The sequence below is a fragment of the Bacillus sp. NPDC057893 genome, assembly GCF_042796455.1.
Lineage (GTDB): Bacteria > Bacillota > Bacilli > Bacillales > Bacillaceae_G > Bacillus_A.
The window spans coordinates 25,542-49,067 of sequence record NZ_JBHVNG010000003.1 but is presented as its reverse complement, the minus strand read 5'-3'; the positions used below and the strand labels follow the sequence as shown (position 1 = coordinate 49,067).

The window sequence follows — 23,526 nt, the reverse complement described above, 5'->3', positions numbered from 1 at the left end:
AGAAAAATCCGGGAAACTAACACGTGAGCAAGCAAAAGAGGAATTAACAAAATTAGGTGTGAAACTTCCTGAGAAAGAAAAGCATGAAGACATCTTTGCGAACTTAGATGACCAGGCGAAAGAAAAAGCGAAAGCGATTCTAGAAAATGAAAAGAAACAACTAGCGGAATTGAATGTTGATCTGCCACATCATAAATTGTTCATGAAAAACGAAGATAAATAATTGAATTATGTAGTATCTTTCGTGTGGGCAACCGAAAGGTACATATTTAGGACCGATTTCTTAATGTGGAAATCGGTCCTTTTGATTGGAAATTAGAGAAATATAATAGCTTCTGTTGTAATATAAGAAGAGAAAAATTTTTTTGTTATATAAAATATATATTGATTTTTTCTAACAATTCAATATAATGAACAATAACTACAAAATTCGACATCAAGAAGTGATGATGAGGACATGATCAATTTTTTACGATTCTCAGAGAGGGAAGCCTTTGGCTGTGAGCTTCCTAATACGAGAAAATCGATTACCACCTCTGAACTGCAGCAGTGAACGGATACCTAGTAATTGCTTGCCGGCAAAAACCGTTATTTGGACTTGAGAAATTGGTGAAGTGTGTAACTTTACGAATTGAAACAAGGGTGGAACCACGAATACAACACTCGTCCCTTTTTTAGGGAGGAGTGTTTTTTTATTTTATTTTTGCATCACACTAGTATTGGAAGGAGGATACGCAGCATGCATCATGATGAGAAAAACAAAATTGGTTTAACAGTAGCACTTTCTATCGTAGTAGGAACTATTATTGGGTCTGGTGTGTTTATGAAACCAGGGAGCGTATTAGATTACTCAGGGAGTTCTAATATGGCAATCCTTGCTTGGGTAATTGGTGGTCTGTTGACGTTAGCAAGTGGTTTAACAGTAGCCGAAATTGGGGCGCAAATTCCGAAGAATGGTGGGTTGTATACGTATTTAGAAGAGATTTATGGAAGTTTTTGGGGGTATTTATCTGGCTGGATGCAAACGATTGTTTATGGGCCAGCTATTATTGGAACGTTAGGTTTGTATTTTAGTTCTTTAATGATCAATTTTTTCTATTTAGATAAAGTATGGAATTTACCAATCGCAATTGGAACAGTTGTGTTCCTAGGCGTTATAAATAGTTTGGGAACAAAATATGGGGGCATCGTCCAAACGGTTACGACAGTTGGGAAGATGATTCCGATTATATTAATTGTTGTGCTAGGGTTTTGGAAAGGGAATAGTGATATCTTCAACGTAGTTGTACCGATATCAGAAAATCAAAGTATCGGGATGGCAATTTTAGCAACTTTATTTGCTTATGATGGTTGGATTTTACTTGCTTCTATTGGCGGAGAAATGAAAAATCCAACAAAGTTATTACCGAAGGCAATGACAGTTGGGATTGTAATTGTAACAGCTGCTTACGTATTAATTAACTTAGCGTTATTAAATGTATTACCAGCAGCGAAAATTGTAGACCTTGGAGAAAATGCAACAGCTACAGCTGCGGGCATGTTACTTGGAGAATATGGCGGGAAAATTATTAGTATCGGTATTATCGTTTCTATTTTCGGTTGTTTAAATGGAAAGATTTTAACATTCCCACGTATTCCGATGTCGATGGCAGAGCGTGGACACCTTCCGTTTTCTAAGTTTATTGCAAAAGAAAATTCGAGATTTAAAACACCAGCAAATGCGATTACTGTTGAAATCATTTTAGGAATTATTTTAATGCTTATTAGTGATCCGAATAAGCTATCTGAGATTTCCGTATTCATCATTTATATTTTCTATGTAATGACATTTATCGGTGTCTTCATTTTAAGAAAACGTAACAAGGATAAAGAGCGTGCATATAGTGTACCGTTATTCCCGATTGTACCAATCATTGCGATTTTAGGATCATTATTTGTACTTGGAAGTGCGATTATTAATGACCCGGTAAGTTGTTTCTTATCAATTGGAATTGTATTTACTGGACTTCCGGTGTATTGGTACTTAAATAAGAAGAAAGAAACTGGAGTTTAATGATTGAAGGGCAGGCGTATAATACGCCTGCCTTTTTTGCTGTAAAAAAATTATACTTGCGTCCACTTTCTCTTTTGGTTACTATAATAGTAGTAACCAAAAGAGAAAGTGTGGGGGAAGACTTGAATTTTCGTGTATATATTTTAGCTATTGCGGCTTTCGTAGTCGGAACGGTTGAGCTAATTATAGGAGGAACGCTTGATTTAGTTGCCAATGATTTAGGAGTATCCATTAGTGCAGCTGGTCAGCTTATTACAATATTTTCAGTAGTATTCGCTCTATCAGGGCCAGTTTTATTAGCATTAACAGGGAAGTTTGAAAGAAAAAAATTGTATGTTATGGCATTATCAATTTTCTTAGTTGGAAATATTGTTTCGGCATTTAGTGTGAATTATGAGATGTTAATGTTTTCAAGGGTAATTTGTGCGGCGAGTGGATCGCTTATTATTGCACTATCTGTAACACTTGCTTCTAGTGTAGTAGAACCGCATTTTCGTGCGCGTGCAATTGGGATCATTTTTATGGGGATTAGCGGATCGCTCGTACTTGGAGTACCGCTCGGTCTTGTACTCGGAAATGCATACGGATGGCGTGCGCCATTTGTATTAATTTCGATATTAACTGTTATGGCGATCGCTTGTATCTCATTGTTCTTAACAAAAGTACCACCGACATCGGTATTATCAATAAGAGAACAAATTGCTACTTTAAAGGATAAAAAAATTGTAAGTGCACAGTTAACATCATTTTTATTTTTAACGGGTCATTTAACGCTATATGCATATTTAACACCGTTTTTAAAAGATGTGATGCATGTTGAAGCAAACTGGATTAGTGTGTTTTACTTTATTTTCGGAATCGCAGCAGTAATTGGCGGCGGGCTTGGAGGCTGGCTTGCTGATAAATGGGGATCGAAGAAAAGTATTATCTCGATTATTATCGTATTTGCATGTGCTATCTTCCTATTGCCACTAATGACATTCTCATTCCCGCTCTTTATCATTATGATGGGCTTATGGAGTATGCTGAGCTGGGCGATTTCACCAGCGCAACAAAATTATTTAATTGAAATTGCACCGGAATCAGCTGGTATTCAGCAAGGGTTAAATAACTCTGCACTTCACTTAGGAATTGCACTTGGTTCAACAGTGGGCGGAGTTGTTATTGAAAAATCATCTGTTATATATAACGCTTGGGTAGGCGGCGGTTTTATTATATTGGCACTGCTTTGTGCGATTTTCTCCATTACGAGAGGACGTTCTACTCAGTTCGTGAAAGAAGAATCTATCGTTTGATAGGTTCTTTTTTTATGTGTGAAAAATTGCAGGGGTTAGTAGAGAAATGGAGAAGGGAGTATATAGCGAGGTGATAGTATATGTATTCAAGTTTTTCAATCATTGGTTTTTTATTTACGATCATACCATTCTTTCTTGTGATTTTTCTCTTTAGATGGGTTCGTTTCATCTATCAAAATTCAGAGAAACAAGTAGAGCAAAATGAGAAAATCATTGGGCTGTTGATGGAGATAAAGGAACAAAATGAAAAGGAGTCTAGGTGAAGAGCTAGACTCCTTTTTGCGTTTTAATTACTTAATACCTCAACTTCATCAACAAACTCTTAATTTCCTCATCTTCCATAAAGAGATCATGGTGTTTCTGGGTAATCTTTGCAAGTGCAACGTCATGATAGAAGAATTCCGTAAAGAACTTCACGAAAGGTTGTGACATTGTTTTCATCGCTTGCCATGATTCTTGCTCTACACCAGCAAATAAAATTTCACGATCGTCAACGATGAGTAGTAAATAACGCTCTAATGCGTTAGGTTCTTGAGCTGGGATTAAAAAATGCATGTTTTCTAAATCTGTTTCTACTTTTCCAACTATAAGGGACTCGATCTGGACGCCTTGCTTTGCTTTTTGTTCAAGTAAAGGAAGATATTCTAAAAGGGTGTCATTCCATGCGGAGATGCGTATGGATTCTTTCGCATCTTCTACAAGTTGCCTACTTTGTACTTTAATAGAAGATTGCATTTTCAAACTCCAAACACGGTCATCTGTAAATGACTTTTTAGAAATGTTACTTTCAAGTTCTTTAATATTAGATTGGAATTCTGTCGTTAGCTTTTCGATTGCTAGCTTGAGTGGTAATGCTGTATACAATTTTTTCTTTTCTGAAACAGAATCCATTACCATCCCTTTATCAATTAGGCGTGCTAACACTTCATATATTTTTGCTTTTGGAACACCTGAATGTTTAACAATCGTTGTTGCATCTAATGGTTCATTGCTTGATACGACAACTTCGTAAGCTTGGCTTTCATATTGTGAGAAACCGAATTTTTGTAACATAGTTCCCTCCGAACGAATGAGATTATAGTTTAAGGATAATGAACTATTTGTTTTTACACAAGTGGTGTGATGGAAACTAATCGTATTGAAATGAGAATAAATTTCAATTTTTTAAACTATATAGATTGAGGTTTTAGATTTATCTATTATACTTAATATAGTGATTAATACAATTAAATTTCATCGAGAAGGGGATGCTTTGGGGAAGATGTTGAGAAGTTTACGTTTAAAAATTGCGGTAGTATTTTCGGTGCTTATTTCTATGATGTTTGTAATACTAGGTACAGCTGTGTATCAGTTACAGAAGGAGAAGGAAACGCGTTCCCTCGATCAGTATTCTGAAAATACGATGGATCTTGTGACAGAGCAGTTAACTGCATTTATGCAGCGAATTGAAGAAGATATGGGGCATTATGGGAGTCATGATGATATTCAAAACATGTTACAAGATGGGGTTACTCCAGAAGAAGAGAGTTTTATTTTAAAAGAATTTTCAAGATTTAAAAAAAATCATCCTGATATTTTAGATGTATACATTGGGACGAAAGATAAAAAAACGTTAAGTGCAAACCTTGCTGATGGAGGAAAAGTACCTGAAGGATATGATCCAACAAGTCGTCCGTGGTATAAAACATCTGAAGCAGATACAAAATCGATTATTTGGGGACAACCACAATATGAAATCGCGACAGGTAAGTTAAGTATTGGAGTTTCAAAAGCCATTGTCGGGCAAGATGGCTCTGTGTTAGGGGTTGTAGCAATGGATGTATCACTAGGAACGATTCAAAAGCTACTCCATAATATTCAATATAATAATGGCGGAGAAATGTTTATTGTAAATGATAAAAATATTGCCATTGTGTACCCGGAGAAAGTAGGAAAAGATGTTTCGAAAGAACCACTTGTAAAAAGTTTAAATAAAGATGAAACGAAATTTGCGGTGACGACATTGGATGGGAAAGATGTAGTAGCCTATAGTCAAGTGTTTGATAAGATGAAATGGAAAATTGGGATTGTATATCCGAAAGAGTCAATTGATAACTTACTCGTAGAAACAAGAAATACAGTTATTATAATGGCATGTATAAGTTTATTAATTGGAATATTAGCTTCATATTTATTCTCAAGAAGATTAGCAAGACCGTTACAATTATTAACGAATCACGTTCAAAAAGTAGCGGAAGGTGATTTAACGTTGCAAATGAAAGTGACAAGTAAAGATGAGGTTGGTACGCTTACGACCCACTTTAATCATATGGTTGAGCAAATGAATGAAATGGTAAGTAAAATTAAAAATAGTGTATCGACAGTGCAACAATCGACTCATAATCTGCATTATTTAACGAGTGAAACTGTAGCAGCTAGTAGAGAAGTTTCAGGTGCCATGGATGATGTGAGCGGAGGAGCTTCTACGCTTGCTAATAGTGTAGATGAAGTTTCAGCACAACTTGAAAATATGGCACAGTCGATGGAACAGATGAATAGTTCCGTTGGTGAAATAAAGGGAGTGACCGGCAAAGCAGAGGAAGCATCTAAACAGGGGCTCAATACGATGCGGAATTTAGTTCGTACGAGAGGACAATCATCTTCTATCGTTGTTCATACGGAAGAAGCATCCGGTAAGTTAGAGCAAAGAGTTGGATCGATTCAAAATGTGGTAGAACTTATAAAAGGTCTTTCGGATCAAACAAATTTACTGGCTTTAAACGCTTCGATTGAAGCAGCACGTGCAGGTGAGCAAGGTAAGGGCTTTGCTGTTGTTGCTGAAGAGGTTCGAAAATTAGCTGAACAATCAAAAGAGGCAACCGGTGAGATTGCAATAATGATTAGCGATGTGCAGTTAGAAGTAAAACGAGTTGTAGAGGTTGTAAGTAAACTGAAAGATATTGCGGATATACAAAATAAAGTTACGACAGAGGCAGAGGATGAATTCCGCACAATCATGTCAGTCGTAAGTACAATTAGTGCTTCAGTAGAGAAGATTGTAGCAGAAGTGCAGAATATAGGTCACGAGCAAGAAGAAATTACAGAAGTTATGCAAACAATTGCTAGCACGAGTCAAGAGAGTGCGGCTGTTTCTGAAGAGGTAAATGCAGCAACTGAGTCACAAGTGAATCATTTAGAAAAAGTAGCTCATACGATGGAAAGTTTGACAGAGAATATGCAGGACTTAGAGAGATTGGTTGAGCAATTTAAAGTAGAAGAAAACAGATTAGTAAAGTGATGAGGATTTAGGTAAAATAGACAATGGATATATAAGAAGCGATTATAGGAGGTAAGTTACTATGGCAATTGTTGACGTATCGATTATTCCAGTAGGAACAGGTAATCCAAGTGTTAGTGAGTATGTAGCAGAAGTACAAAAGGTGCTAGAGAAAAATGCAGATCGCGTGAAGTATCAATTAACACCGATGAATACAGTAATTGAAGGGGATCTTCCTGTCATTTTAGAAGTCATTCAACAAATGCATGAAGTTCCATACACGAAAGGTGCACAGCGCGTTGCGACAACAATTCGTATCGATGATCGCCGTGATAAAGTAAGTACGATGGAGAAGAAATTAAACTCTGTTCGATCAAAATTATAAGAAAAAGCAGCGATCTTCGCTGCTTTTTTCATATAGGAGGAAAATAAGATGAGTGAAAAGTTTAATGAGCAATTTGATGGATTATTAGAGAAATATACAGAATTATTGCTAGGAGAAAGTAATGAAGAGCAAAAAGAGCAGGTACAGAAATGGGCACTTTATTCTTATATAGCTAAGACGATGCCAGCTTTAGTGAAACATTGGAATGAGACGTATCCAGATGCAAAAGAAGAGATGGTACAGTTAATTACGAATATTAAAAAGCTGAATGATGAGAAGCGAAATGAGAAGTAAGAAGGCTTGAGATAATGTTACCTCAAGTTTTTGTTATTAATATCCTCATATAATTTAGATTAAGTATAAATGGTTTTGTGAGCATGTCGAATATTTTCGGCATGCTCATTTTTTCCCTAGTAAACTCGTTTTTTTGAATGTCGAAAAATATTTTCTTCATATTTACAAACGAGAATATAGGGTTTTAAATGTTTTGATAGTATTTTATAAATTATCTAAATAATTATTTGTATCAAATAATTTTAAACAGTGATATAATTTCGAAGAGGGGTAAAAAACAGATAAATTATAGTCGTAGGGGTGAATTACATGGAACAATTAATGCGAAATTCGTTTCTTTTCTTATCTAAAAATAAAGCGCTAACAAAACTGGCTAAAAAGTACGGTTTACGCTTTGGTGCAGGTCGCTTCGTCGCAGGGGAGACGATTGAATTAGCGACAGCTGCAATTAAGGCATTAAATAAGCAAGGTCTTTGTGTAACAATCGATTATTTAGGTGAATTCGTTGATAACGAAGCGGAAGCAAATGAAATGGCTAGCGAATCGATTGAAGCGATTCGTGCAATTGGAAGAGAAGGTCTTAATTCACAGCTTTCTTTAAAGATGACTTCTATGGGATTAGATATCTCTGACGAAATCGTAATGAACAATATGCGCCGTATTTTAGAAGCTGCAAAAGAAAATGGTGTGTTTATTACAATTGATATGGAAGATTATACGCGCTGCGGAAAAACAATTGATATCTTTAAACAATTAAAATCTGAATACGATAATATTGGTACTGTTATTCAAGCTTACTTATATCGTACAGAAAAAGATATTGAAGATTTAAACGCTTACAATCCTAATTTACGTCTTGTAAAAGGGGCCTATAAAGAACCTGAAGAAGTAGCGTTCCCGGAAAAGAAAGATGTAGATGACAATTATAAAAAAATTATTAAAATGCACTTATTAAATGGAAATTACACTGCAATTGCTTCACATGACGAAGCGATTATTGAATATACGAAAAAACTTGCCGAAGAACACAATATTTCAAGGGATCAATTTGAATTCCAAATGTTATTTGGTATTCGTACAGAGCGTCAACTTGAGCTAGTAAAAGAAGGCTATAAAATGCGTGTTTACGTACCTTATGGAAACGACTGGTATGGCTATTTCATGCGCCGTCTAGCAGAGCGCCCAGCAAACGTTGCGTTCGTATTAAAAGGTATGATCAAAAAATAACCAAGGAGAAAATACTCCTTGGTTATTTTAATTGCTGAAATGCGTAGTTCGCCATTTTCTTCGTATCAGGGTATAGCTGTGTACGAGTAGAAGATAACACGACGTTAATGACGCGTTTACCGTCTTTTTCATCAACTGTTACGACTGTGTATTTTCCGAGTGCCGATAAACCGCTTTTACTTCCAATCGCATATGGATCGTCATATAGTTCTTCTCGTCCATAGTTTGCGATTTTTGGAGAGCGTTCGGAAGTATGTAGAGTTGTATTTACTGAATTCATATATTGTAAAACAATTGGATACTTTAATGCTTCTTTCGTAATAATAGCAATGTCATAAGGTGATACTTTATTTCCAAGTGCATCAGCACCACTTGCGTTTTTGAAAGTCGCATGCTTTGTACCAAGTTCCTTCGCTCTAGCATTCATCATTTTCACAAACTTTTCTTTTGATCCCGCAATATGTTCAGCGATTGACTCAGCGATTGGGTCTGCACTAATAATAAGCATAAGTTTTAATGCCTCATCACGTTTTAACTTTTCACCCGCGCGAAGCTTAATCTTTGCACTTTGACTTTCTGTTTTAATCGCATTCTCTGTAACCGTAATTTCTTCATCTTCTTTTACATTCTCTAGTAAGAGAAGAGTTGTCATCATCTTGGCTATACTAGCCGGATAAGAGCGTTCATCTTCACGTTTTCCATACAAAATTTCCCCTGTGTCTGCATCAATTGTAATCCCGTATTGCCCAGTAATGTTAGGTTGATCTGCTCTTACAACTTGTTGCCTATGCGCATAAGAGAAGAAAATCATCCCTGTAAATAGTGTGGCGATCATTACAATCATAATTATTGTTCGTTTCATCGTCGTTCCCTCTTTTGTTTTCCATATGTACAAATAAATTGGGCAGAAAAAGCAGCCATTAATCATTATGCCACGTTCTCTGCCCAAAAATATAGCGTTATTTTTCGCCCATATTATGCTTCTTATATTGTTGGTTATTACCTTGACGCCCTTTTTCAACACCGTGATTATGCGGACCTGCATTTCCAGTTACGCTTGCTGCACTAATTCCAGCTTTTGAAGGGTTTTTCTTAAGTTTTGCCATATATATTCCTCCAGTTTCGTCAGATTATAAAAAGGGAAAGTGCATTTTAGTGAAGAAAATACACATGTATAGCATAGCCAAATGAAAGAAAAATATTTATTTCAGAAAATTTTATCAATAAATATATTGCGAAAATTCAAACTGTATCATATATTTATTAGTAGAGGCTCACTCATTGATTGCGACTTATGTCGAAAAATTGAATGAGCATTCATTCAAGAATAGGGGGAGAAATGGATGTTCCAAATTAAAAAGGCTGCTGTTCTAGGTTCAGGCGTAATGGGTTCGGGGATTGCGGCACACTTAGCTAATATTGGTATTCCGACATTATTGCTTGATATTGTACCACCGGCGCTTACGAAAGAAGAAGAAGCGAAGGGACTTACATTAGAACATAAAAGTGTGAGAAATCGTTTTAGTAATACGGCTGTGCAAAAACTATTAAAGCAAAAACCAGCTCCTCTGACAGTGAAAGGTAATCTAGCACTGATCGAAGCAGGTAACTTAGAAGATGATCTTGAGCGTCTTGCTGATGTAGATTGGATTATTGAAGTAGTAGTTGAAAATTTAGATATAAAGAAGAAACTATTTGAAAAAATAGATACTGTTCGTAAACCAGGCTCAATTGTGAGTTCAAATACATCAGGAATTTCCGTTGAAAAAATGGCAGAAGGTCGTTCAGATGACTTCCAGAAACACTTCTTAGGAACACACTTTTTTAACCCACCACGATATTTAAAACTTCTAGAGGTAATACCGACGAAAGAAACTGATCCACAAGTATTAAGCTTCATGAAACTATTTGGCGAAGACGTTCTTGGAAAAGGCGTTGTTATCGCAAAAGACACACCAAACTTTATTGGAAACCGCATCGGTACGTATGGCTTGCTTGTAACGCTTCAAGAAATGATTAAGCGTGGCTATAGCATTGGAGAAGTTGACTCTGTAACAGGTCCATTAATTGGTCGTCCGAAGAGCGCAACGTTCCGCACATTAGATGTTGTTGGTTTAGATACATTTGTACATGTTGCAAATAACGTATATGAAAATGTACAAGAAGAAGAGCGTGATGTATTTAAAGTACCAGCTTTCATGCATGACATGCTTGATAAAAAATGGCTTGGAAGTAAAACTGGTCAAGGCTTCTTCTTAAAGCAAGGAAAAGAAATTTTAGAATTAAATCCAGAAACGATGGAATATGAAGCGCGCAAAAAATTAAAAGCTGCATCTATCGAGTTAAGTAAGCAAGAAAAAGGATTAGCGAATAAATTGAAAGCGCTTGTATACGCGAAAGATCGTGCAGGAGAGTTACTATGGAACATTATCACACCAACTCTTTTATATTCTGCAAAACTTCATAAAGAAATTGCTGACGATATCGTTGCAATTGACCAAGCGATGAAATGGGGCTTCGGCTGGGAGCAAGGACCATTCGAAATTTGGGATGCAATCGGCGTTGAAAAGTCCGTTCAAAAGATGGAAGAAAACGGCGCAGTTGTTCCTACTTGGGTGAAAGAAATGGTAGAGAAAGGTTTTGCTACTTTCTATAAACATGATAATGGCGATAGCTACTATTATGATAATGGCGAATATAAGCGAATCGAACGTAACAAAAAGGCAATTTCTCTTAAGCAGTTAAAAGCGAAAAACGGTGTGTTAAAGAAAAATAGCGGAGCGAGCTTAATTGATTTAGGCGACGGCATCCTTTGCTTAGAATTCCATTCGAAGAGCAATGCAATCGGTATGGATATTACACAAATGATTAACTACGCTGTTGATGAAGTAGAAAAGAATTATAAAGGTCTTGTTATCGGAAACCAATCGAAGAACTTCTGCGTTGGTGCGAACCTTGCAATGATCTTAATGGAAGCACAAGACGACAACTACTTTGAAATTGAGTGGGTTGTGAAAAACTTCCAAGATGCAATGACGAAAATTAAGTACTCTTCTAAGCCAGTTGTAGCAGCGCCATATGGTATGACGCTTGGCGGCGGTACAGAAGTTTGCTTACCAGCAGCGAGCATTCAAGCTTCTAGCGAAACATATATGGGCTTAGTAGAAGTAGGTGTTGGCTTAATCCCTGGCGGAGGCGGTAACAAAGAGTTATACATTAAACACTTAAACAAAATGGCAAACGGTGTAGAGTTTGATCTGCAAAAAGTTGCGAACAAAGTATTTGAATCCGTAGCGATGGCGAAAGTTTCAACATCAGCACAAGAAGCGGTCTCTAACAACTTCTTAGGCGATAAAGACGGTATTAGTGTGAATGGTGATCACTTACTATATGATGCGAAACAAAAAGCACTTTCGTTATATGAAGCGGGTTATAAGGCTCCGATTCGTAAAAAGATACCAGTTGTTGGTGAAACAGGCTATGCAACGCTTGTACTTGGTGTAGAAGCAATGCATTTATCTGGTTACATTTCTGAATATGATCTTCACATTGCGAAGAAACTTGCATATGTCATTGCGGGCGGAAAAGTACCGTACGGAACAGAAGTTGATGAGCAATATTTATTAGATGTAGAACGTGAAGCATTTATTAGCTTAGTAAGTGAGATGAAATCACAAGCAAGAATGCAGCACATGCTTGTAAAAGGGAAGCCATTACGTAACTAATAACGAGGGGAGATATCGTTCATGAGAGAAGCTGTCATTGTTGCGGGAGCAAGAACACCAATTGGAAAAGCAAAGAGGGGTTCATTAAAAACAGTTCGTCCGGATGATTTAGGGGCATTAGTAGTAAAAGAAACGTTAAAGCGTGCGAATTATGAAGGACCAATTGATGATTTAATTTTCGGTTGTGCGATGCCAGAAGCAGAACAAGGTTTAAATATGGCTCGTAATATCGGCGGGCTAGCAGGACTTTCTTACGATGTTCCAGCTATTACAATTAACCGTTACTGTTCTTCAGGTTTACAAAGTATCGCTTACGGAGCAGAGCGCATTATGCTAGGTCACTCTGAAGCTGTATTATCAGGCGGAGCGGAATCAATGAGTTTAGTTCCAATGATGGGGCACGTTGTTCGTCCGAATAGTCGCCTTGTAGAAGCAGCTCCAGAATATTATATGGGTATGGGACATACAGCAGAGCAAGTTGCTGTGAAATATGGAATTTCTCGTGAAGAGCAAGATGCTTTTGCGGTAAGAAGTCACCAGCGCGCAGCAAAAGCGTTAGCTGAAGGGAACTTTGCGGATGAAACAGTAGCTGTAGATGTAATGTTACGCACTGTTGGAGCAAACAACAAACTGCAAGAGGAAACACGTATTTTCGCACAAGATGAAGGTGTAAGAGCGGAGACGACGCTAGACATTTTAGGTAAATTACGTCCAGCATTTAACGTTCGCGGTTCTGTAACGGCTGGTAACTCTTCACAAATGAGTGATGGAGCAGCATCTGTACTATTAATGGATCGTGAAAAAGCAGTGAGCGATGGCATGAAGCCACTTGCGAAATTCCGTTCATTTGCAGTAGCTGGTGTACCACCAGAAATAATGGGTATCGGTCCAATTGCTGCAATTCCGAAAGCGTTAAAACTAGCGGGATTAGAACTATCTGATATCGGCTTATTCGAGCTAAATGAGGCGTTCGCTTCTCAATCGATTCAAGTTATTCGTGAACTAGGATTAGATGAAGAAAAAGTAAATGTAAACGGCGGTGCAATCGCACTTGGACATCCACTTGGCTGTACAGGAGCAAAACTAACACTATCCCTTATTCATGAAATGAAACGCCGCAACCAACAATTCGGTATCGTAACAATGTGTATCGGCGGCGGAATGGGAGCAGCGGGAGTATTTGAATTACTATAAAAAAGCGCAGGCGGCTCGCTCAGAATGTGAGGGGGATGGAGCTTCAGACGAAGAGGCGCATTTTTCCTCATAGGAAGAAGTGAAGCCACCGAACATTTTAGCCGCTGGAACTGGATTAGATAAAAAGAATGGAAGCAACAAAGGTTTATAAAAAAAATGAGAGCTAGCTTCTTTCAAAATGAGAAAAGCGACTTATGAAAATATAAAGGAGGAAATTTTCATGGAAAAAACAGTAGGAAGTGCGGTTAAAGGCGGTAGCTTTTTAGTAGAGGAAATTACAATTGATCAAGTGTTTACGCCAGAAGATTTTTCATCTGAGCATAAAATGATTGCAAAAACGACAGAGGACTTTATCGTAAATGAAGTTCTTCCAGAGCTTGAATATTTAGAGCAACATGAGTTTGATCGTTCTGTGCGTCTTTTAAAAGAAGCTGGTGAACTTGGTTTACTAGGCGCTGACGTACCAGAAGAGTACGGCGGAATTGGCCTTGATAAAGTAAGCTCAGCGTTAATCGCAGAGAAATTCTCTCGCGCTGGTGGTTTTGCGATCACTCACGGTGCTCACGTTGGTATCGGATCTTTACCAATCGTATTATTCGGTAACGAAGAGCAAAAGAAAAAATATTTACCACTACTTGCAACTGGTGAAAAATTAGCTGCATATGCATTAACTGAGCCAGGTTCAGGATCTGATGCATTAGGTGCAAAAACAACTGCACGTTTAAATGCAGAAGGTACACATTACGTATTAAACGGTGAAAAACAATGGATTACAAACTCCGCATTCGCTGACGTATTTATCGTATACGCAAAAATAGATGGCGAGCACTTCTCAGCATTTATCGTAGAGAAAGAATACGCTGGTGTATCTACAAGCCCAGAAGAAAAGAAAATGGGTATTAAATGTTCTTCAACTCGTACGTTAATTTTAGAGGATGCATTAGTACCGAAAGAAAATCTACTTGGTGAAATTGGTAAAGGCCATATTATCGCGTTCAACATTTTAAATATCGGCCGTTATAAATTAGGAGTTGGTACAGTTGGATCTGCGAAACGTGCAGTAGAAATTTCAGCACAATATGCAAATCAACGTCAACAGTTCAAACAACCAATCGCTCGCTTTCCATTAATTCAAGAGAAACTTGCGAATATGGCAGCAAAAACATATGCAGCTGAAAGCTCTGTATATCGTACAGTAGGTTTATTCGAAAGCCGCATGAGCACATTATCTGAAGAAGAAGTAAAAGATGGTAAAGCAGTAGCAGCTTCTATCGCTGAATATGCAATCGAGTGCTCTTTAAACAAAGTATTCGGTTCTGAAGTATTAGACTATACAGTAGATGAAGGTGTTCAAATTCACGGTGGTTACGGATTTATGGCAGAATACGAGATTGAAAGAATGTACCGCGATTCTCGTATTAACCGTATTTTCGAAGGAACGAACGAAATTAACCGCCTAATCGTACCAGGTACGTTCTTACGTAAAGCGATGAAAGGTGAATTACCATTACTACAAAAAGCACAAAAATTACAAGAAGAGCTAATGATGATGATGCCAGAAGAAGTAGGCGATGAGCCATTAGCACTTCAAAAATATTTAGTAAAGAACGCGAAGAAAATCGGTTTAATGGTAGCTGGATTAGCAGCTCAAAAATACGGTAAAGCATTAGATAAAGAGCAAGAAATTCTTGTGAATATCGCTGACATCGTAAGCAATCTTTACGCAATGGAATCAGCTCTTCTTCGTACAGAAAAAGCAATTAAAACAACTGGTCTTGAAAAGAATAAACAAAAAGTGTTATACACTGAAGTATTCTGCCAAGAAGCATTCAACGAAATCGAAGCAGATGCGAAAGAAACACTTATCGCAGTTGAAAATGGCGACATGCTGCGCATGATGTTATCATCATTACGTAAATTAACTCGCCACACACCACTTAACGTAATTCCGAAGAAACGTGAAATTGCTGCGAAAATTTTAGAAGATGAGCGTTACACAGTTTAATAGCTGTAAAGAACAGTAGTCGTATAAACGGCTACTGTTCTTTTTTTTTTTGCAAAAATGAAATTTTTAGTGACATAAAACTAATGACATTAGTATAATAAAACTAATATCATTAGTTTTATTCGGAAAGGGAGCTGGAAATATGAGAGTGATACATGAAAAAACGGTATATCAATTGTCATTTTTGCCAAGAGTGTTTCCTGTGAATTGTTACTTTGTCGAGGAAGAAGATGGTTTAACTTTAATTGATGCGGCTTTGCCATATAGCGCAAAAGGAATTTTACAGGCGGCTGAGAAAATAGGGAAACCAATTACTAAGATTGTATTAACACATGCGCATGATGATCATATTGGTGCATTAGACGCATTAAAGGAAGTGCTTCCTAATGTTCCAGTCTATATTTCTAAGCGGGACGCAAAGCTTTTAGAAGGAGATACGACGTTACAAAAGGATGAACCGAATATACCAATAAAAGGCGGTGTACCTAAAAAGGTAAAAACAGTACCTGATGTTTTATTGGAGGATGGCGACCGAGTTGGATCGCTTCTTGCGATTATGACACCGGGACATACGCCAGGTTCCATGTCGTTTCTTGATGTACGAAATAAAGCTCTAATTGTCGGGGATGCCTTCCAAACAAGAGGAGGTATGGCTGTTTCGGGACAAATGAAATTTTGGTTTCCGTTTCCTGCAATGGCAACGTGGAGCAAAGAAATATCATTACAAAGTGCAGAGAAGCTAAGCGAATATGAGCCTTCCTTGCTTGCGGCAGGACATGGGAAAATGATAAAGGATCCAAGCACTGTCATAAAACTTGCTATTAAGGAAGCTAAGCGGAATATAGAAAGTAGGAAAGAGGGTTAATTTATGTCACCGAGAATCGGACTTACATTACAGAAAATCGTAGAAACAGCGGCAGAAATTGCAGATACAAATGGAATACAAGAAGTAACGTTAGCTTCATTAGCACAAAGGTTAGGGGTACGTTCGCCCTCGCTATATAATCATGTGAAAGGTTTACAAGATGTACGGAAAAATCTTGGTATTTACGGAATAAAACAGTTGCATAACAGACTGGAAGAAACGGCCGAGGGTAAACGTATGGATGAAGCAATTCATGCTTTAGGAGAAGCGTATGTAACATTCGTCCGCAAACATCCTGGACTGTATGAAGCAACCTTTTCACGAGATGAAGAAGTAAGAAAAGCAGGTGACGGAATTGTAAAGCTTTGTCTTCAGGTTTTACAACAGTACGGCTTAGAAGGAGAGAATGCACTTCATGCGACACGTGGATTCAGAAGTATTTGTCATGGATTTGCGTCGATTGAACAGCAAGGTGGATTTGGTTTGCCGCTAGATTTAGATACAAGTTTACATTTATTATTGGAAACGTTTATTAAAGGATTACATGTAATGAGAGAGTGAATAAGAGGAAACCTTAGAAGTGATTCTAAGGTTTTTTAGTGCATATAATCCCAAAAGAACCAAATACTAATGACGAATGAACAAAGAAAGGTAGGAGTATTCTATGCAAAATTTAACAGAGCTTGAAAATGAGAAGGAGCCCCTACTGATTTAGAGGCTCTTTCTTGCTAAATAATATTATTTAGCAGGCTTTAGAAAAATATATATTGCTAAGAAAAAATTGAAAAACGTAAATACGAAAGGGTCGTGGCTTGACTCAGAATCATAAGCTTCTTGGCTTTTTGTAAGAAAATCGTGGATTTTCATAGTCATTGCTCCTTTGTTATGTAGAGTTTATAAAAGGTAGTTTTTTTAAAAAAACTACCGCTTACTAATTGAGTTGCATTAATAAATAATAAGAAAAATGTAGTGTTACGATTTTTATAGTTGTTAAGTGCAATGAACAAAAGATAAATGAGAAATAACATATGCAAAGGTATAGAAGTGAATAGTGGTTTTAAAGTTAATACATCGATTAAAAGTTTTACATATAAGATTGCATAAACGATAAAGAAGATAACTTTAAATTTACTTTGCATAAGTACATCTTCTTAATATGATTTGTGTGTTAATTATGTAGTTATCATAAGGGGATATTTTTAAAAATTGTATTTTTCTGTAATTATAACATTTTTCTGTTTTTATAAATAGATGTGTTTGGTTTTAGTATGGAGGAAATTTTAGAAAGTTTTTAATGAATATGATTTGAAAAGAATCAAATAATAAATGGTGAATGAAAGAAGAAAGGTAGGAGTATTCTATGCAAAATTTAACAGAGCTTGAAGTAGAAAACTTACGTCATTTGATTGGTGGACACGCAACAATTATTAACAAATTAGAACAGTATGCACAGGCTTGTACAGATCCACAGCTAAAGCAAATGCTACAAAAGGATGCGCAAGATGCACGAAATACGAAACAGCAATTAATGACTTTTTTAGGATAGGAGGAAGAGAGAAATGAATGAAAAAGATATGGTAAACGATTATTTAGCAGGGTTAAATTCAAGTTTAACAAGTTATGCAAATTATATTTCTCAGTCTGATAATGAACAGTTACATCAAACGTTAATTCAAATTCGTAATCAAGATGAATCTCGTCAACGTAATATGTATGAATACGCAAAGCAAAAAAGTTATTATAAGCCGGCAGCGCCTGCTAATCCAATGATTGTACAACAATTAAAAAGTCAATTAAGTGCGGAATAGCGCGATGAATGAAACGAGCGAATGGATTCGCTCGTTTTTATTTGGTATATGTCAATAAATACATAAGAAATATTTTTCCAGTTGTAACAAATATGACGAAAATTAAATATAACAATTCACAAAAAGGACAAAAACTTTGCTCAACATTTCACAAAGTATCCATGGTTTCTATCGTGAGAACCTCTATAATTAGGAGTGTAAAGAACAAAAGAAATACACTACATAATCAATTGGGAGAGATTGCTATGAATAGAAACACAAGAAAAATTGCAATTATCGGTACTGGATTAGTTGGATCAAGCTGTGCGTATTCCATTGTAAACCAAGGGATTTGCGAAGAGCTATTGTTAATTGATATAAATCATGAACGTGCAGTTGGAGAAGCGATGGATTTATCGCACTGCATTAACTTTACAAATACAAGAACAAAAGTATATGCAGGAAGTTATGAAGACTGCAAAGATATGGACATTGTTATTATTACAGCAGGACCAGCGCCGAAGCCTGGGCAAAGTCGTTTAGACACTTTAGGAGCAAGCGCTAAGATTATGGAAAGCATTGTTGGCGGCGTAATGGAAAGTGGATTTGATGGCATTTTCTTACTCGCATCGAACCCAGTTGACATTATTACATATCAAGTGTGGAAATTATCTGGTTTGCCAAGACATCGTGTACTTGGTACTGGTACATCACTAGATTCTTCTCGCTTAAGAACAATTTTATCTGAAATGTTACATGTAGACCCTCGTAGTATTCATGGGTATTCATTAGGAGAACATGGTGATTCTCAAATGGTTGCTTGGTCTCATGTAACTGTTGGTGGAAAACCAATTCTGCAAATTTTAGAGGAACAAAAAGAACGCTTAGGTGAAATAGATTTAGATGAAATTGTTGAGAAGACTGCAAAAGCTGGATGGGAAATTTATAAGCGCAAAGGAACTACTTATTACGGAATTGGAAATTCTTTAGCTTATATTGCGCGCTCAATTTTCAATGATGATCACCGTGTTATCGCTGTTTCAGCTATTTTAGATGGTGAATATGGCGAATACGATATTTGTACAGGAGTACCGGCAATTATTACTAGAGACGGTATAAGAGAAGTGGTAGAACTGAACTTATTAGAAGATGAAGAAAGCCGCTTTGCAAAATCAAACGATGTTTTACGCGATTATATGAAAACAGTTGGTTACTAACTTATAGGAGAAGGTGAAACAAATGAAGGAATATATAATGTCTCGTGTGTTTAAAGCTTCTGCCGGAATCGCACAGGGTATTTTCGTATCCCTCGGAATTGGTTTACTGATCGAAAATATAGGAAGAATTGTTGATATCCCATTACTTATTACAATCGGAGTTGTTGCAAAATCACTTATGGCACCAGCAATTGGAGCCGGAATTGCTTTTATGCTCGGTGCAAACGGGCTCGTAATTTTCTCAGCGATGGTAGCTGGAGCAATTGGAGCTGGCTCAATTTCAATTACTGAAGCTGGTCTCATCATTAAAACAGGTGAACCGATCGGTGCATTATTAACAGCGACTTTAGCAGTTTATATTGGTAAACGATTAAGTGGAAAAACTGCTTTAGATATGATGCTCGTTCCATTTGCAGCAATATTAGGTTCTGGTTTAGTCGGTATTTGGTTAGCTCAAAATATTAGCCCAGTTTTAAATACAGTTGGAGCATTCATTAAAGATAGTTCAGCTGGTAGCCCATTTATTGCTTCTGTCGTGATTGCTGTAGTTTGGGGACTATTACTTATCTCACCGGCCTCATCAGCTGCTTTAGCGATAGCACTTAGCTTAGATGGTGTTGCGGGAGGTGCAGCACTTGCAGGATGTGTTGCTCAGTTTATCGGATTCTCTGTTATTTCAGCGAAAGAGAATAATTTAGGTGGCATATTAGCTCAGGCACTTTGTACTCCAAAAGTACAGTTGCCGAACATTACTAAAAATCCAATGATTCTCGTCCCAACTGTCGTCGCCAGTGCTATAGTGGGCCCAGTATCAGCATTAATTTTCCAACTGGAAGCAGGAAAAGAAATTGCAGGTCTTGGATTAAGCTCTCTTATCGCACCAATTAATTTAATTTCCAGCCAAGGGTGGGAGGTTGTCCCAGCGATGATAATCACTTATATCATCATCCCAGTAGCGGTTTCTTATATACTTTATATTGCTCTTAAAAAAGCAGGTCGTATTCATTCTGGTGATATGACTGTACCGCAATCTTAATTTGAAAATCTCCTTAATATAGAAAAAAGCAGACTGAAGAAGCCACAGTCTGCTTTTTTACATTTTGTGATTTTGTTTTACTGGAACTGTTACTGTTTCTTTTGCTAATAATAGTTGAACACCGAAGTATAGTACGCTTGCAAGCGTCATTCCAGAAATGGCGTCTACAAATGCATGCTGCTTCGTAAATAGCGTTGATAAAATGATAAGTGTACCGAAGAAAGTAAGGATGTAATATTCCAAAGCATGCTGTTCTCTACGCTTAAAGGCAGCTAACATAATTACAAATGTCGTAAGGACATGAATGCTTGGGAAACAGTTTACTGGATGATCAATACTATAAATATAGCGGACTAGTTCGGAAAATACATCTGTTCCAACGACGGTTGGGCGTGGTACAGTTGTCTGCCAAAAAAAATAAATCGAAAAACAAGCAAGTTTTCCAAGAATTACACTACTTAAAGTGACATAATATTGCTTTCGATCAGCAAAACAGTAATAAATAAGTGCACCGTATAAGTATGGAAACCAAAGTAAGTAAGGAATAATAAACGCTTTCACAAATGGAATCCAGTCATCTACTACAGTTGTGACATCTACTGCGTGAACAGTAGATTTATTTAATACATCGTAAAGGGGACTTACGAGTACGAGTAGAAGTATATAACTTAACGGAAGAAGGGATGAAAGTTTAAATTTCTTCATGATAATCTCCTATGTTTTAGTAATGTAAATAAATTCAATTGATTATAATATAGAAAATCCAATTGGGCTATCGATTTTACTTACATTTTCTTGAATTCACCTTACATTTTTGTCACTTGACTTAAAAGAGGGGGAGGGTGCTATATGAAGCGTGTATCTTATTTCTTAGTTTTTATATTGTTATGCCTAGTGAGTACTGGATGTGCAAAGGATAATGAAGGAGATACATTAGAATATAACGGGAGAGCGCTCGTAATTGGAGTTGTTGGTGAAAAGCCGAAAGATACGTTTAGAAATATAAAGTTTGAAAAAGTGAAGTTAGAGGAACTGACAAAGAAATCTAAGGAAGTAGATGGTTTTTTAATAATGAAAGAGTACTTTCAAGAAGCCTCAACAGAGCAGTATAAAGAGTTATTTTCATCGTTAAAGAAACCGGTGTTTTTTATAGGTTTACAAGATAAATCATATTCAATTTTTATTACAAAAGATATGGAGTATAACAGCGCACGAAAAGATGTAAATGCTATGTATACGCAAGGTTTTGCGAATATCGGAAGTGGCGAAGGGCAACAATGGGGAATTGGTTTATCAAATGGTGGAAATACAGAAGGAAGTATTCATAATATGTATATCGTAGTATTTCAAACAATTGCGGATTATTTGAATAGATCGTGAGAAGCCTTTATATAGAAGGCTTCTTATTTTTATGTAAGGTATACGTTTGGTAAGGATGGAAGTATTAATTTGAAAGAATAAGGAATTAATCAAACGTTTGTTGAAGATATATGTTCGGTATGAAAGAATCTACGTATTCCAAAGGCTGAGGTAGAAAAATATGAAATTAAACAAACGTTTGTTTAAGGTGTATGTTCGGTAAGAAAGAAGCGATGTAACTCAAAGGAAAAGAAGAAAAATATGAAATTAAACAAACGTTTGTTTAAGGTATATGTTCGGTATGAAAGAATCTACGTATTCCAAAGGCTGAGGTAGAAAAATAGGAAATTAATCAAACGTTTGTTTAAGAGATATGTTCGGCGTGGGATCAGAAAAAAGTTTTAAAAAAATTATATATTTAATTTTTCTTAATAAATGGCGGAAAAATAAGAAAAATTAGCAGGATTATTAAAAATTATCACGAAATAAGTAAAAGTTTAGCGAATAATCGTTTGAAATAATAAAATGTTTTCTATATGATAAAGGTAAAGGTTAGTAAAAAAGTAGGTGAATTTATGACAGTAACATTTTATTCATATCCAAAGTGTGGCACATGTCAAAAAGCAAAGAAATGGTTTGAGGCAAACGATGTAGCATATGAGATGATTCATATTGTTGAAAATCCACCGTCAAAAGAAGATTTACGTAATTTACATGAGAAAAGTGAATTACCATTAAAAAAATTCTTTAATACAAGTGGAATGCGTTACCGCGAACTTGGTTTAAAAGATAAGTTAAAGGATGCAAGCGAAGACGAAATGTACGAGCTTTTAGCATCTGATGGCATGTTAATTAAACGTCCAATTGTAACAGATGGAACGAGTGTAACACTTGGTTTTAACGAAGAGCAGTTTGAAAGTGTGTGGAAAAAGTACCAATAAGGTATTTTTACATAATTAATACATTCACTGGAGGTACAGTCATGAGCATTCCAAATAATTTACGTTACTCTGAAGAACACGAATGGGTAAAAACAGAAGGTAATGCGGTTGTTATCGGTATTACTCATTTTGCGCAAGGTGAGTTAGGCGATATCGTATTCGTTGAACTTCCTGAAGTAGGTGCAACAATCCAAGCTGACGAGCCATTCGGAAGCGTAGAATCTGTTAAAACAGTTTCTGAATTATACGCACCTGTAAGTGGTAAAGTTGTAGCAGTAAACGAAGAATTAAGTGACCAACCAGAACTAGTTAACGAATCTCCATACGAGGGTGCATGGATGGTTAAAGTTGAACTTTCTGATGCAAGCCAAGTTGAGAAGTTATTAACTGCAGAAAAATATGCAGAAATGACAAACCAAGACTAATTATAGTCGAAGAAAAAGGACAGCCTTTGTGCTGTCCTTTTTTATTTTGTGTACATAACGAATTTAAAAACATATATATTAATTATCATGTAGGAGAACGTTTTTCATTGAGGATTTATGCCGATTTAGCCACCTCCTAGCCCTTCATGTCTAAGAACCTTCCGTACGAGAAGACAAAAGGCCTCTTCTGTACGAAAGAACCTTAGCCAACAGGGCTAAACAGTCGGTTCCGCTTTTCGTTATGATCCAGCTCCAGCGGCTAGATTGTTCGGTGGCTTCGCGTCTTCCTACGAGGCAAAAAGCGCCTCTATGTCAGAAGCTCCATCCCCCTCACAATCTGAGCGAGCCGCTTGCGCTTTTCTTTGTCCAGCTCCAGCGGCTAGATTGTTCGGTGGCTTCGCGTCTTCCTACGAGGCAAAAAGCGCCTCTATGTCAGAAGCTCCATCCCCCTCACAATCTGAG

General features: G+C 36.8%; 23 protein-coding genes, 1 pseudogene and 1 other annotated feature. Of the genes and pseudogenes, 20 read left to right on the top strand and 4 right to left on the bottom strand.

Features of this window, described 5'->3' with window-relative positions; translation table 11 throughout:
• The 4 genes and pseudogenes from ACFVQC_RS16125 to ACFVQC_RS16110 form a co-directional block, all read left to right on the top strand.
• Positions 1-223: pseudogene (locus tag ACFVQC_RS16125) on the top strand (hypothetical protein); the annotation flags it as partial.
• 214 nt (positions 224-437) lie between these two features.
• Positions 438-674: a binding site (T-box leader), on the top strand.
• Positions 675-739: 65 nt separating this feature from the next.
• Positions 740-2,053: an APC family permease gene (locus ACFVQC_RS16120; RefSeq protein WP_002145020.1), complete on the top strand. Its 1,314-nt coding sequence runs from the start codon at positions 740-742 to the stop codon at positions 2,051-2,053.
• Positions 2,053-3,348 (top strand): MFS transporter, encoded by a 1,296-nt coding sequence (locus ACFVQC_RS16115; protein ID WP_377898689.1) that lies wholly within the window; start codon positions 2,053-2,055, stop codon positions 3,346-3,348. Before ACFVQC_RS16120 ends, ACFVQC_RS16115 begins: the two co-directional genes overlap by 1 nt.
• A gap of 80 nt (positions 3,349-3,428) precedes the next feature.
• Complete coding sequence (locus tag ACFVQC_RS16110) at positions 3,429-3,611, top strand: hypothetical protein (RefSeq protein ID WP_377898688.1); 183 nt, start codon at positions 3,429-3,431, stop codon at positions 3,609-3,611.
• Positions 3,612-3,642: 31 nt separating this feature from the next.
• Here the strand turns inward: ACFVQC_RS16110 and ACFVQC_RS16105 are convergent, their stop codons facing one another.
• Complete coding sequence (locus tag ACFVQC_RS16105; protein ID WP_377898687.1) at positions 3,643-4,401, bottom strand: TrmB family transcriptional regulator; 759 nt, start codon at positions 4,399-4,401, stop codon at positions 3,643-3,645.
• A 208-nt stretch (positions 4,402-4,609) separates the two neighbouring features.
• On the opposite strand from ACFVQC_RS16105, the gene ACFVQC_RS16100 reads away from it, so the two are divergent.
• The 4 genes from ACFVQC_RS16100 to ACFVQC_RS16085 all read left to right on the top strand — a co-directional run bounded on the left by ACFVQC_RS16100 (position 4,610) and on the right by ACFVQC_RS16085 (position 8,510).
• Complete coding sequence (locus tag ACFVQC_RS16100; protein ID WP_377898859.1) at positions 4,610-6,625, top strand: methyl-accepting chemotaxis protein; 2,016 nt, start codon at positions 4,610-4,612, stop codon at positions 6,623-6,625.
• A 61-nt stretch (positions 6,626-6,686) separates the two neighbouring features.
• On the top strand, positions 6,687-6,989 hold the full coding sequence (locus ACFVQC_RS16095; RefSeq protein ID WP_001018862.1) for an MTH1187 family thiamine-binding protein: 303 nt from the start codon (positions 6,687-6,689) through the stop codon (positions 6,987-6,989).
• Positions 6,990-7,037: 48 nt separating this feature from the next.
• Complete coding sequence (locus tag ACFVQC_RS16090) at positions 7,038-7,283, top strand: YusU family protein (protein ID WP_219920762.1); 246 nt, start codon at positions 7,038-7,040, stop codon at positions 7,281-7,283.
• A gap of 309 nt (positions 7,284-7,592) precedes the next feature.
• Positions 7,593-8,510, top strand: coding sequence for a proline dehydrogenase family protein (locus ACFVQC_RS16085; RefSeq protein ID WP_377898686.1), 918 nt, complete (start codon positions 7,593-7,595; stop codon positions 8,508-8,510).
• A 22-nt stretch (positions 8,511-8,532) separates the two neighbouring features.
• Here ACFVQC_RS16085 and ACFVQC_RS16080 read toward each other — a convergent pair whose 3' ends face one another.
• Together ACFVQC_RS16080 and ACFVQC_RS16075 are read right to left on the bottom strand one after the other, a co-directional pair.
• A complete protein-coding gene (locus tag ACFVQC_RS16080; RefSeq protein WP_289402265.1) occupies positions 8,533-9,372 on the bottom strand; it encodes a D-alanyl-D-alanine carboxypeptidase family protein in 840 nt (279 codons plus the stop codon).
• Positions 9,373-9,469: 97 nt separating this feature from the next.
• The gene (locus tag ACFVQC_RS16075) at positions 9,470-9,616 is read right to left on the bottom strand and encodes a YuzL family protein (RefSeq protein WP_001096344.1); all 147 of its coding nucleotides are present in this window, start codon (positions 9,614-9,616) and stop codon (positions 9,470-9,472) included.
• A gap of 237 nt (positions 9,617-9,853) precedes the next feature.
• Between ACFVQC_RS16075 and ACFVQC_RS16070 the strand changes: the two genes are divergently transcribed.
• The 9 genes from ACFVQC_RS16070 to ACFVQC_RS16030 all read left to right on the top strand — a co-directional run bounded on the left by ACFVQC_RS16070 (position 9,854) and on the right by ACFVQC_RS16030 (position 20,339).
• A complete protein-coding gene (locus tag ACFVQC_RS16070; protein WP_377893104.1) occupies positions 9,854-12,235 on the top strand; it encodes a 3-hydroxyacyl-CoA dehydrogenase/enoyl-CoA hydratase family protein in 2,382 nt (793 codons plus the stop codon).
• Between the two features lie 21 nt (positions 12,236-12,256).
• A complete protein-coding gene (locus ACFVQC_RS16065) occupies positions 12,257-13,429 on the top strand; it encodes an acetyl-CoA C-acetyltransferase (protein ID WP_002112692.1) in 1,173 nt (390 codons plus the stop codon).
• Between the two features lie 220 nt (positions 13,430-13,649).
• Positions 13,650-15,434: an acyl-CoA dehydrogenase family protein gene (locus ACFVQC_RS16060; protein WP_377898685.1), complete on the top strand. Its 1,785-nt coding sequence runs from the start codon at positions 13,650-13,652 to the stop codon at positions 15,432-15,434.
• Positions 15,435-15,576: 142 nt separating this feature from the next.
• Positions 15,577-16,299 (top strand): MBL fold metallo-hydrolase, encoded by a 723-nt coding sequence (locus ACFVQC_RS16055; RefSeq protein WP_264539416.1) that lies wholly within the window; start codon positions 15,577-15,579, stop codon positions 16,297-16,299.
• Positions 16,300-16,302: 3 nt separating this feature from the next.
• The gene (locus ACFVQC_RS16050) at positions 16,303-16,860 is read left to right on the top strand and encodes a TetR/AcrR family transcriptional regulator (RefSeq protein WP_377898684.1); all 558 of its coding nucleotides are present in this window, start codon (positions 16,303-16,305) and stop codon (positions 16,858-16,860) included.
• Positions 16,861-17,659: 799 nt separating this feature from the next.
• Positions 17,660-17,845 carry a hypothetical protein gene (locus ACFVQC_RS16045; protein ID WP_001180552.1) on the top strand — a complete coding sequence of 62 codons (186 nt, stop codon included), beginning with the start codon at positions 17,660-17,662 and terminating at the stop codon, positions 17,843-17,845.
• 13 nt (positions 17,846-17,858) lie between these two features.
• Positions 17,859-18,107, top strand: coding sequence for a spore coat protein (locus ACFVQC_RS16040; RefSeq protein ID WP_002034620.1), 249 nt, complete (start codon positions 17,859-17,861; stop codon positions 18,105-18,107).
• A gap of 245 nt (positions 18,108-18,352) precedes the next feature.
• Positions 18,353-19,303 carry an L-lactate dehydrogenase gene (locus ACFVQC_RS16035; RefSeq protein ID WP_483861751.1) on the top strand — a complete coding sequence of 317 codons (951 nt, stop codon included), beginning with the start codon at positions 18,353-18,355 and terminating at the stop codon, positions 19,301-19,303.
• A gap of 22 nt (positions 19,304-19,325) precedes the next feature.
• Positions 19,326-20,339: a PTS sugar transporter subunit IIC gene (locus ACFVQC_RS16030; protein WP_088079624.1), complete on the top strand. Its 1,014-nt coding sequence runs from the start codon at positions 19,326-19,328 to the stop codon at positions 20,337-20,339.
• Between the two features lie 57 nt (positions 20,340-20,396).
• On the opposite strand, the gene ACFVQC_RS16025 is transcribed toward ACFVQC_RS16030, so the two are convergent.
• Positions 20,397-21,044, bottom strand: a complete 648-nt coding sequence (locus tag ACFVQC_RS16025) for a phosphatase PAP2 family protein (RefSeq protein ID WP_002145042.1) — start codon at positions 21,042-21,044, stop codon at positions 20,397-20,399.
• A 144-nt stretch (positions 21,045-21,188) separates the two neighbouring features.
• Here ACFVQC_RS16025 and ACFVQC_RS16020 point away from each other — a divergent pair, with 144 nt between their 5' ends.
• The 3 genes from ACFVQC_RS16020 (at position 21,189) to gcvH (ending at position 23,064) form a co-directional block, all read left to right on the top strand.
• Positions 21,189-21,719: a hypothetical protein gene (locus ACFVQC_RS16020; RefSeq protein WP_377893087.1), complete on the top strand. Its 531-nt coding sequence runs from the start codon at positions 21,189-21,191 to the stop codon at positions 21,717-21,719.
• A 554-nt stretch (positions 21,720-22,273) separates the two neighbouring features.
• Positions 22,274-22,639, top strand: a complete 366-nt coding sequence (locus tag ACFVQC_RS16015) for an arsenate reductase family protein (RefSeq protein WP_002129756.1) — start codon at positions 22,274-22,276, stop codon at positions 22,637-22,639.
• 41 nt (positions 22,640-22,680) lie between these two features.
• Positions 22,681-23,064 carry a glycine cleavage system protein GcvH gene (gene gcvH, locus ACFVQC_RS16010; RefSeq protein WP_000026895.1) on the top strand — a complete coding sequence of 128 codons (384 nt, stop codon included), beginning with the start codon at positions 22,681-22,683 and terminating at the stop codon, positions 23,062-23,064.
• Positions 23,065-23,526 lie beyond the last annotated feature (462 nt).

Bases quoted from the DNA above. Each gene is read 5' to 3' on its own strand.
- ACFVQC_RS16120 (WP_002145020.1), top strand. From the start codon at position 740: ATGCATCATGATGAGAAAAACAAAATTGGTTTAACAGTAGCACTTTCT.
- ACFVQC_RS16115 (WP_377898689.1), top strand. From the start codon at position 2,053: ATGATTGAAGGGCAGGCGTATAATACGCCTGCCTTTTTTGCTGTAAAA.
- ACFVQC_RS16110 (WP_377898688.1), top strand. From the start codon at position 3,429: ATGTATTCAAGTTTTTCAATCATTGGTTTTTTATTTACGATCATACCA.
- ACFVQC_RS16105 (WP_377898687.1), bottom strand. From the start codon at position 4,401: ATGTTACAAAAATTCGGTTTCTCACAATATGAAAGCCAAGCTTACGAA.
- ACFVQC_RS16100 (WP_377898859.1), top strand. From the start codon at position 4,610: ATGTTGAGAAGTTTACGTTTAAAAATTGCGGTAGTATTTTCGGTGCTT.
- ACFVQC_RS16095 (WP_001018862.1), top strand. From the start codon at position 6,687: ATGGCAATTGTTGACGTATCGATTATTCCAGTAGGAACAGGTAATCCA.
- ACFVQC_RS16090 (WP_219920762.1), top strand. From the start codon at position 7,038: ATGAGTGAAAAGTTTAATGAGCAATTTGATGGATTATTAGAGAAATAT.
- ACFVQC_RS16085 (WP_377898686.1), top strand. From the start codon at position 7,593: ATGGAACAATTAATGCGAAATTCGTTTCTTTTCTTATCTAAAAATAAA.
- ACFVQC_RS16080 (WP_289402265.1), bottom strand. From the start codon at position 9,372: ATGAAACGAACAATAATTATGATTGTAATGATCGCCACACTATTTACA.
- ACFVQC_RS16075 (WP_001096344.1), bottom strand. From the start codon at position 9,616: ATGGCAAAACTTAAGAAAAACCCTTCAAAAGCTGGAATTAGTGCAGCA.
- ACFVQC_RS16070 (WP_377893104.1), top strand. From the start codon at position 9,854: ATGTTCCAAATTAAAAAGGCTGCTGTTCTAGGTTCAGGCGTAATGGGT.
- ACFVQC_RS16065 (WP_002112692.1), top strand. From the start codon at position 12,257: ATGAGAGAAGCTGTCATTGTTGCGGGAGCAAGAACACCAATTGGAAAA.
- ACFVQC_RS16060 (WP_377898685.1), top strand. From the start codon at position 13,650: ATGGAAAAAACAGTAGGAAGTGCGGTTAAAGGCGGTAGCTTTTTAGTA.
- ACFVQC_RS16055 (WP_264539416.1), top strand. From the start codon at position 15,577: ATGAGAGTGATACATGAAAAAACGGTATATCAATTGTCATTTTTGCCA.
- ACFVQC_RS16050 (WP_377898684.1), top strand. From the start codon at position 16,303: ATGTCACCGAGAATCGGACTTACATTACAGAAAATCGTAGAAACAGCG.
- ACFVQC_RS16045 (WP_001180552.1), top strand. From the start codon at position 17,660: ATGCAAAATTTAACAGAGCTTGAAGTAGAAAACTTACGTCATTTGATT.
- ACFVQC_RS16040 (WP_002034620.1), top strand. From the start codon at position 17,859: ATGAATGAAAAAGATATGGTAAACGATTATTTAGCAGGGTTAAATTCA.
- ACFVQC_RS16035 (WP_483861751.1), top strand. From the start codon at position 18,353: ATGAATAGAAACACAAGAAAAATTGCAATTATCGGTACTGGATTAGTT.
- ACFVQC_RS16030 (WP_088079624.1), top strand. From the start codon at position 19,326: ATGAAGGAATATATAATGTCTCGTGTGTTTAAAGCTTCTGCCGGAATC.
- ACFVQC_RS16025 (WP_002145042.1), bottom strand. From the start codon at position 21,044: ATGAAGAAATTTAAACTTTCATCCCTTCTTCCGTTAAGTTATATACTT.
- ACFVQC_RS16020 (WP_377893087.1), top strand. From the start codon at position 21,189: ATGAAGCGTGTATCTTATTTCTTAGTTTTTATATTGTTATGCCTAGTG.
- ACFVQC_RS16015 (WP_002129756.1), top strand. From the start codon at position 22,274: ATGACAGTAACATTTTATTCATATCCAAAGTGTGGCACATGTCAAAAA.
- gcvH (WP_000026895.1), top strand. From the start codon at position 22,681: ATGAGCATTCCAAATAATTTACGTTACTCTGAAGAACACGAATGGGTA.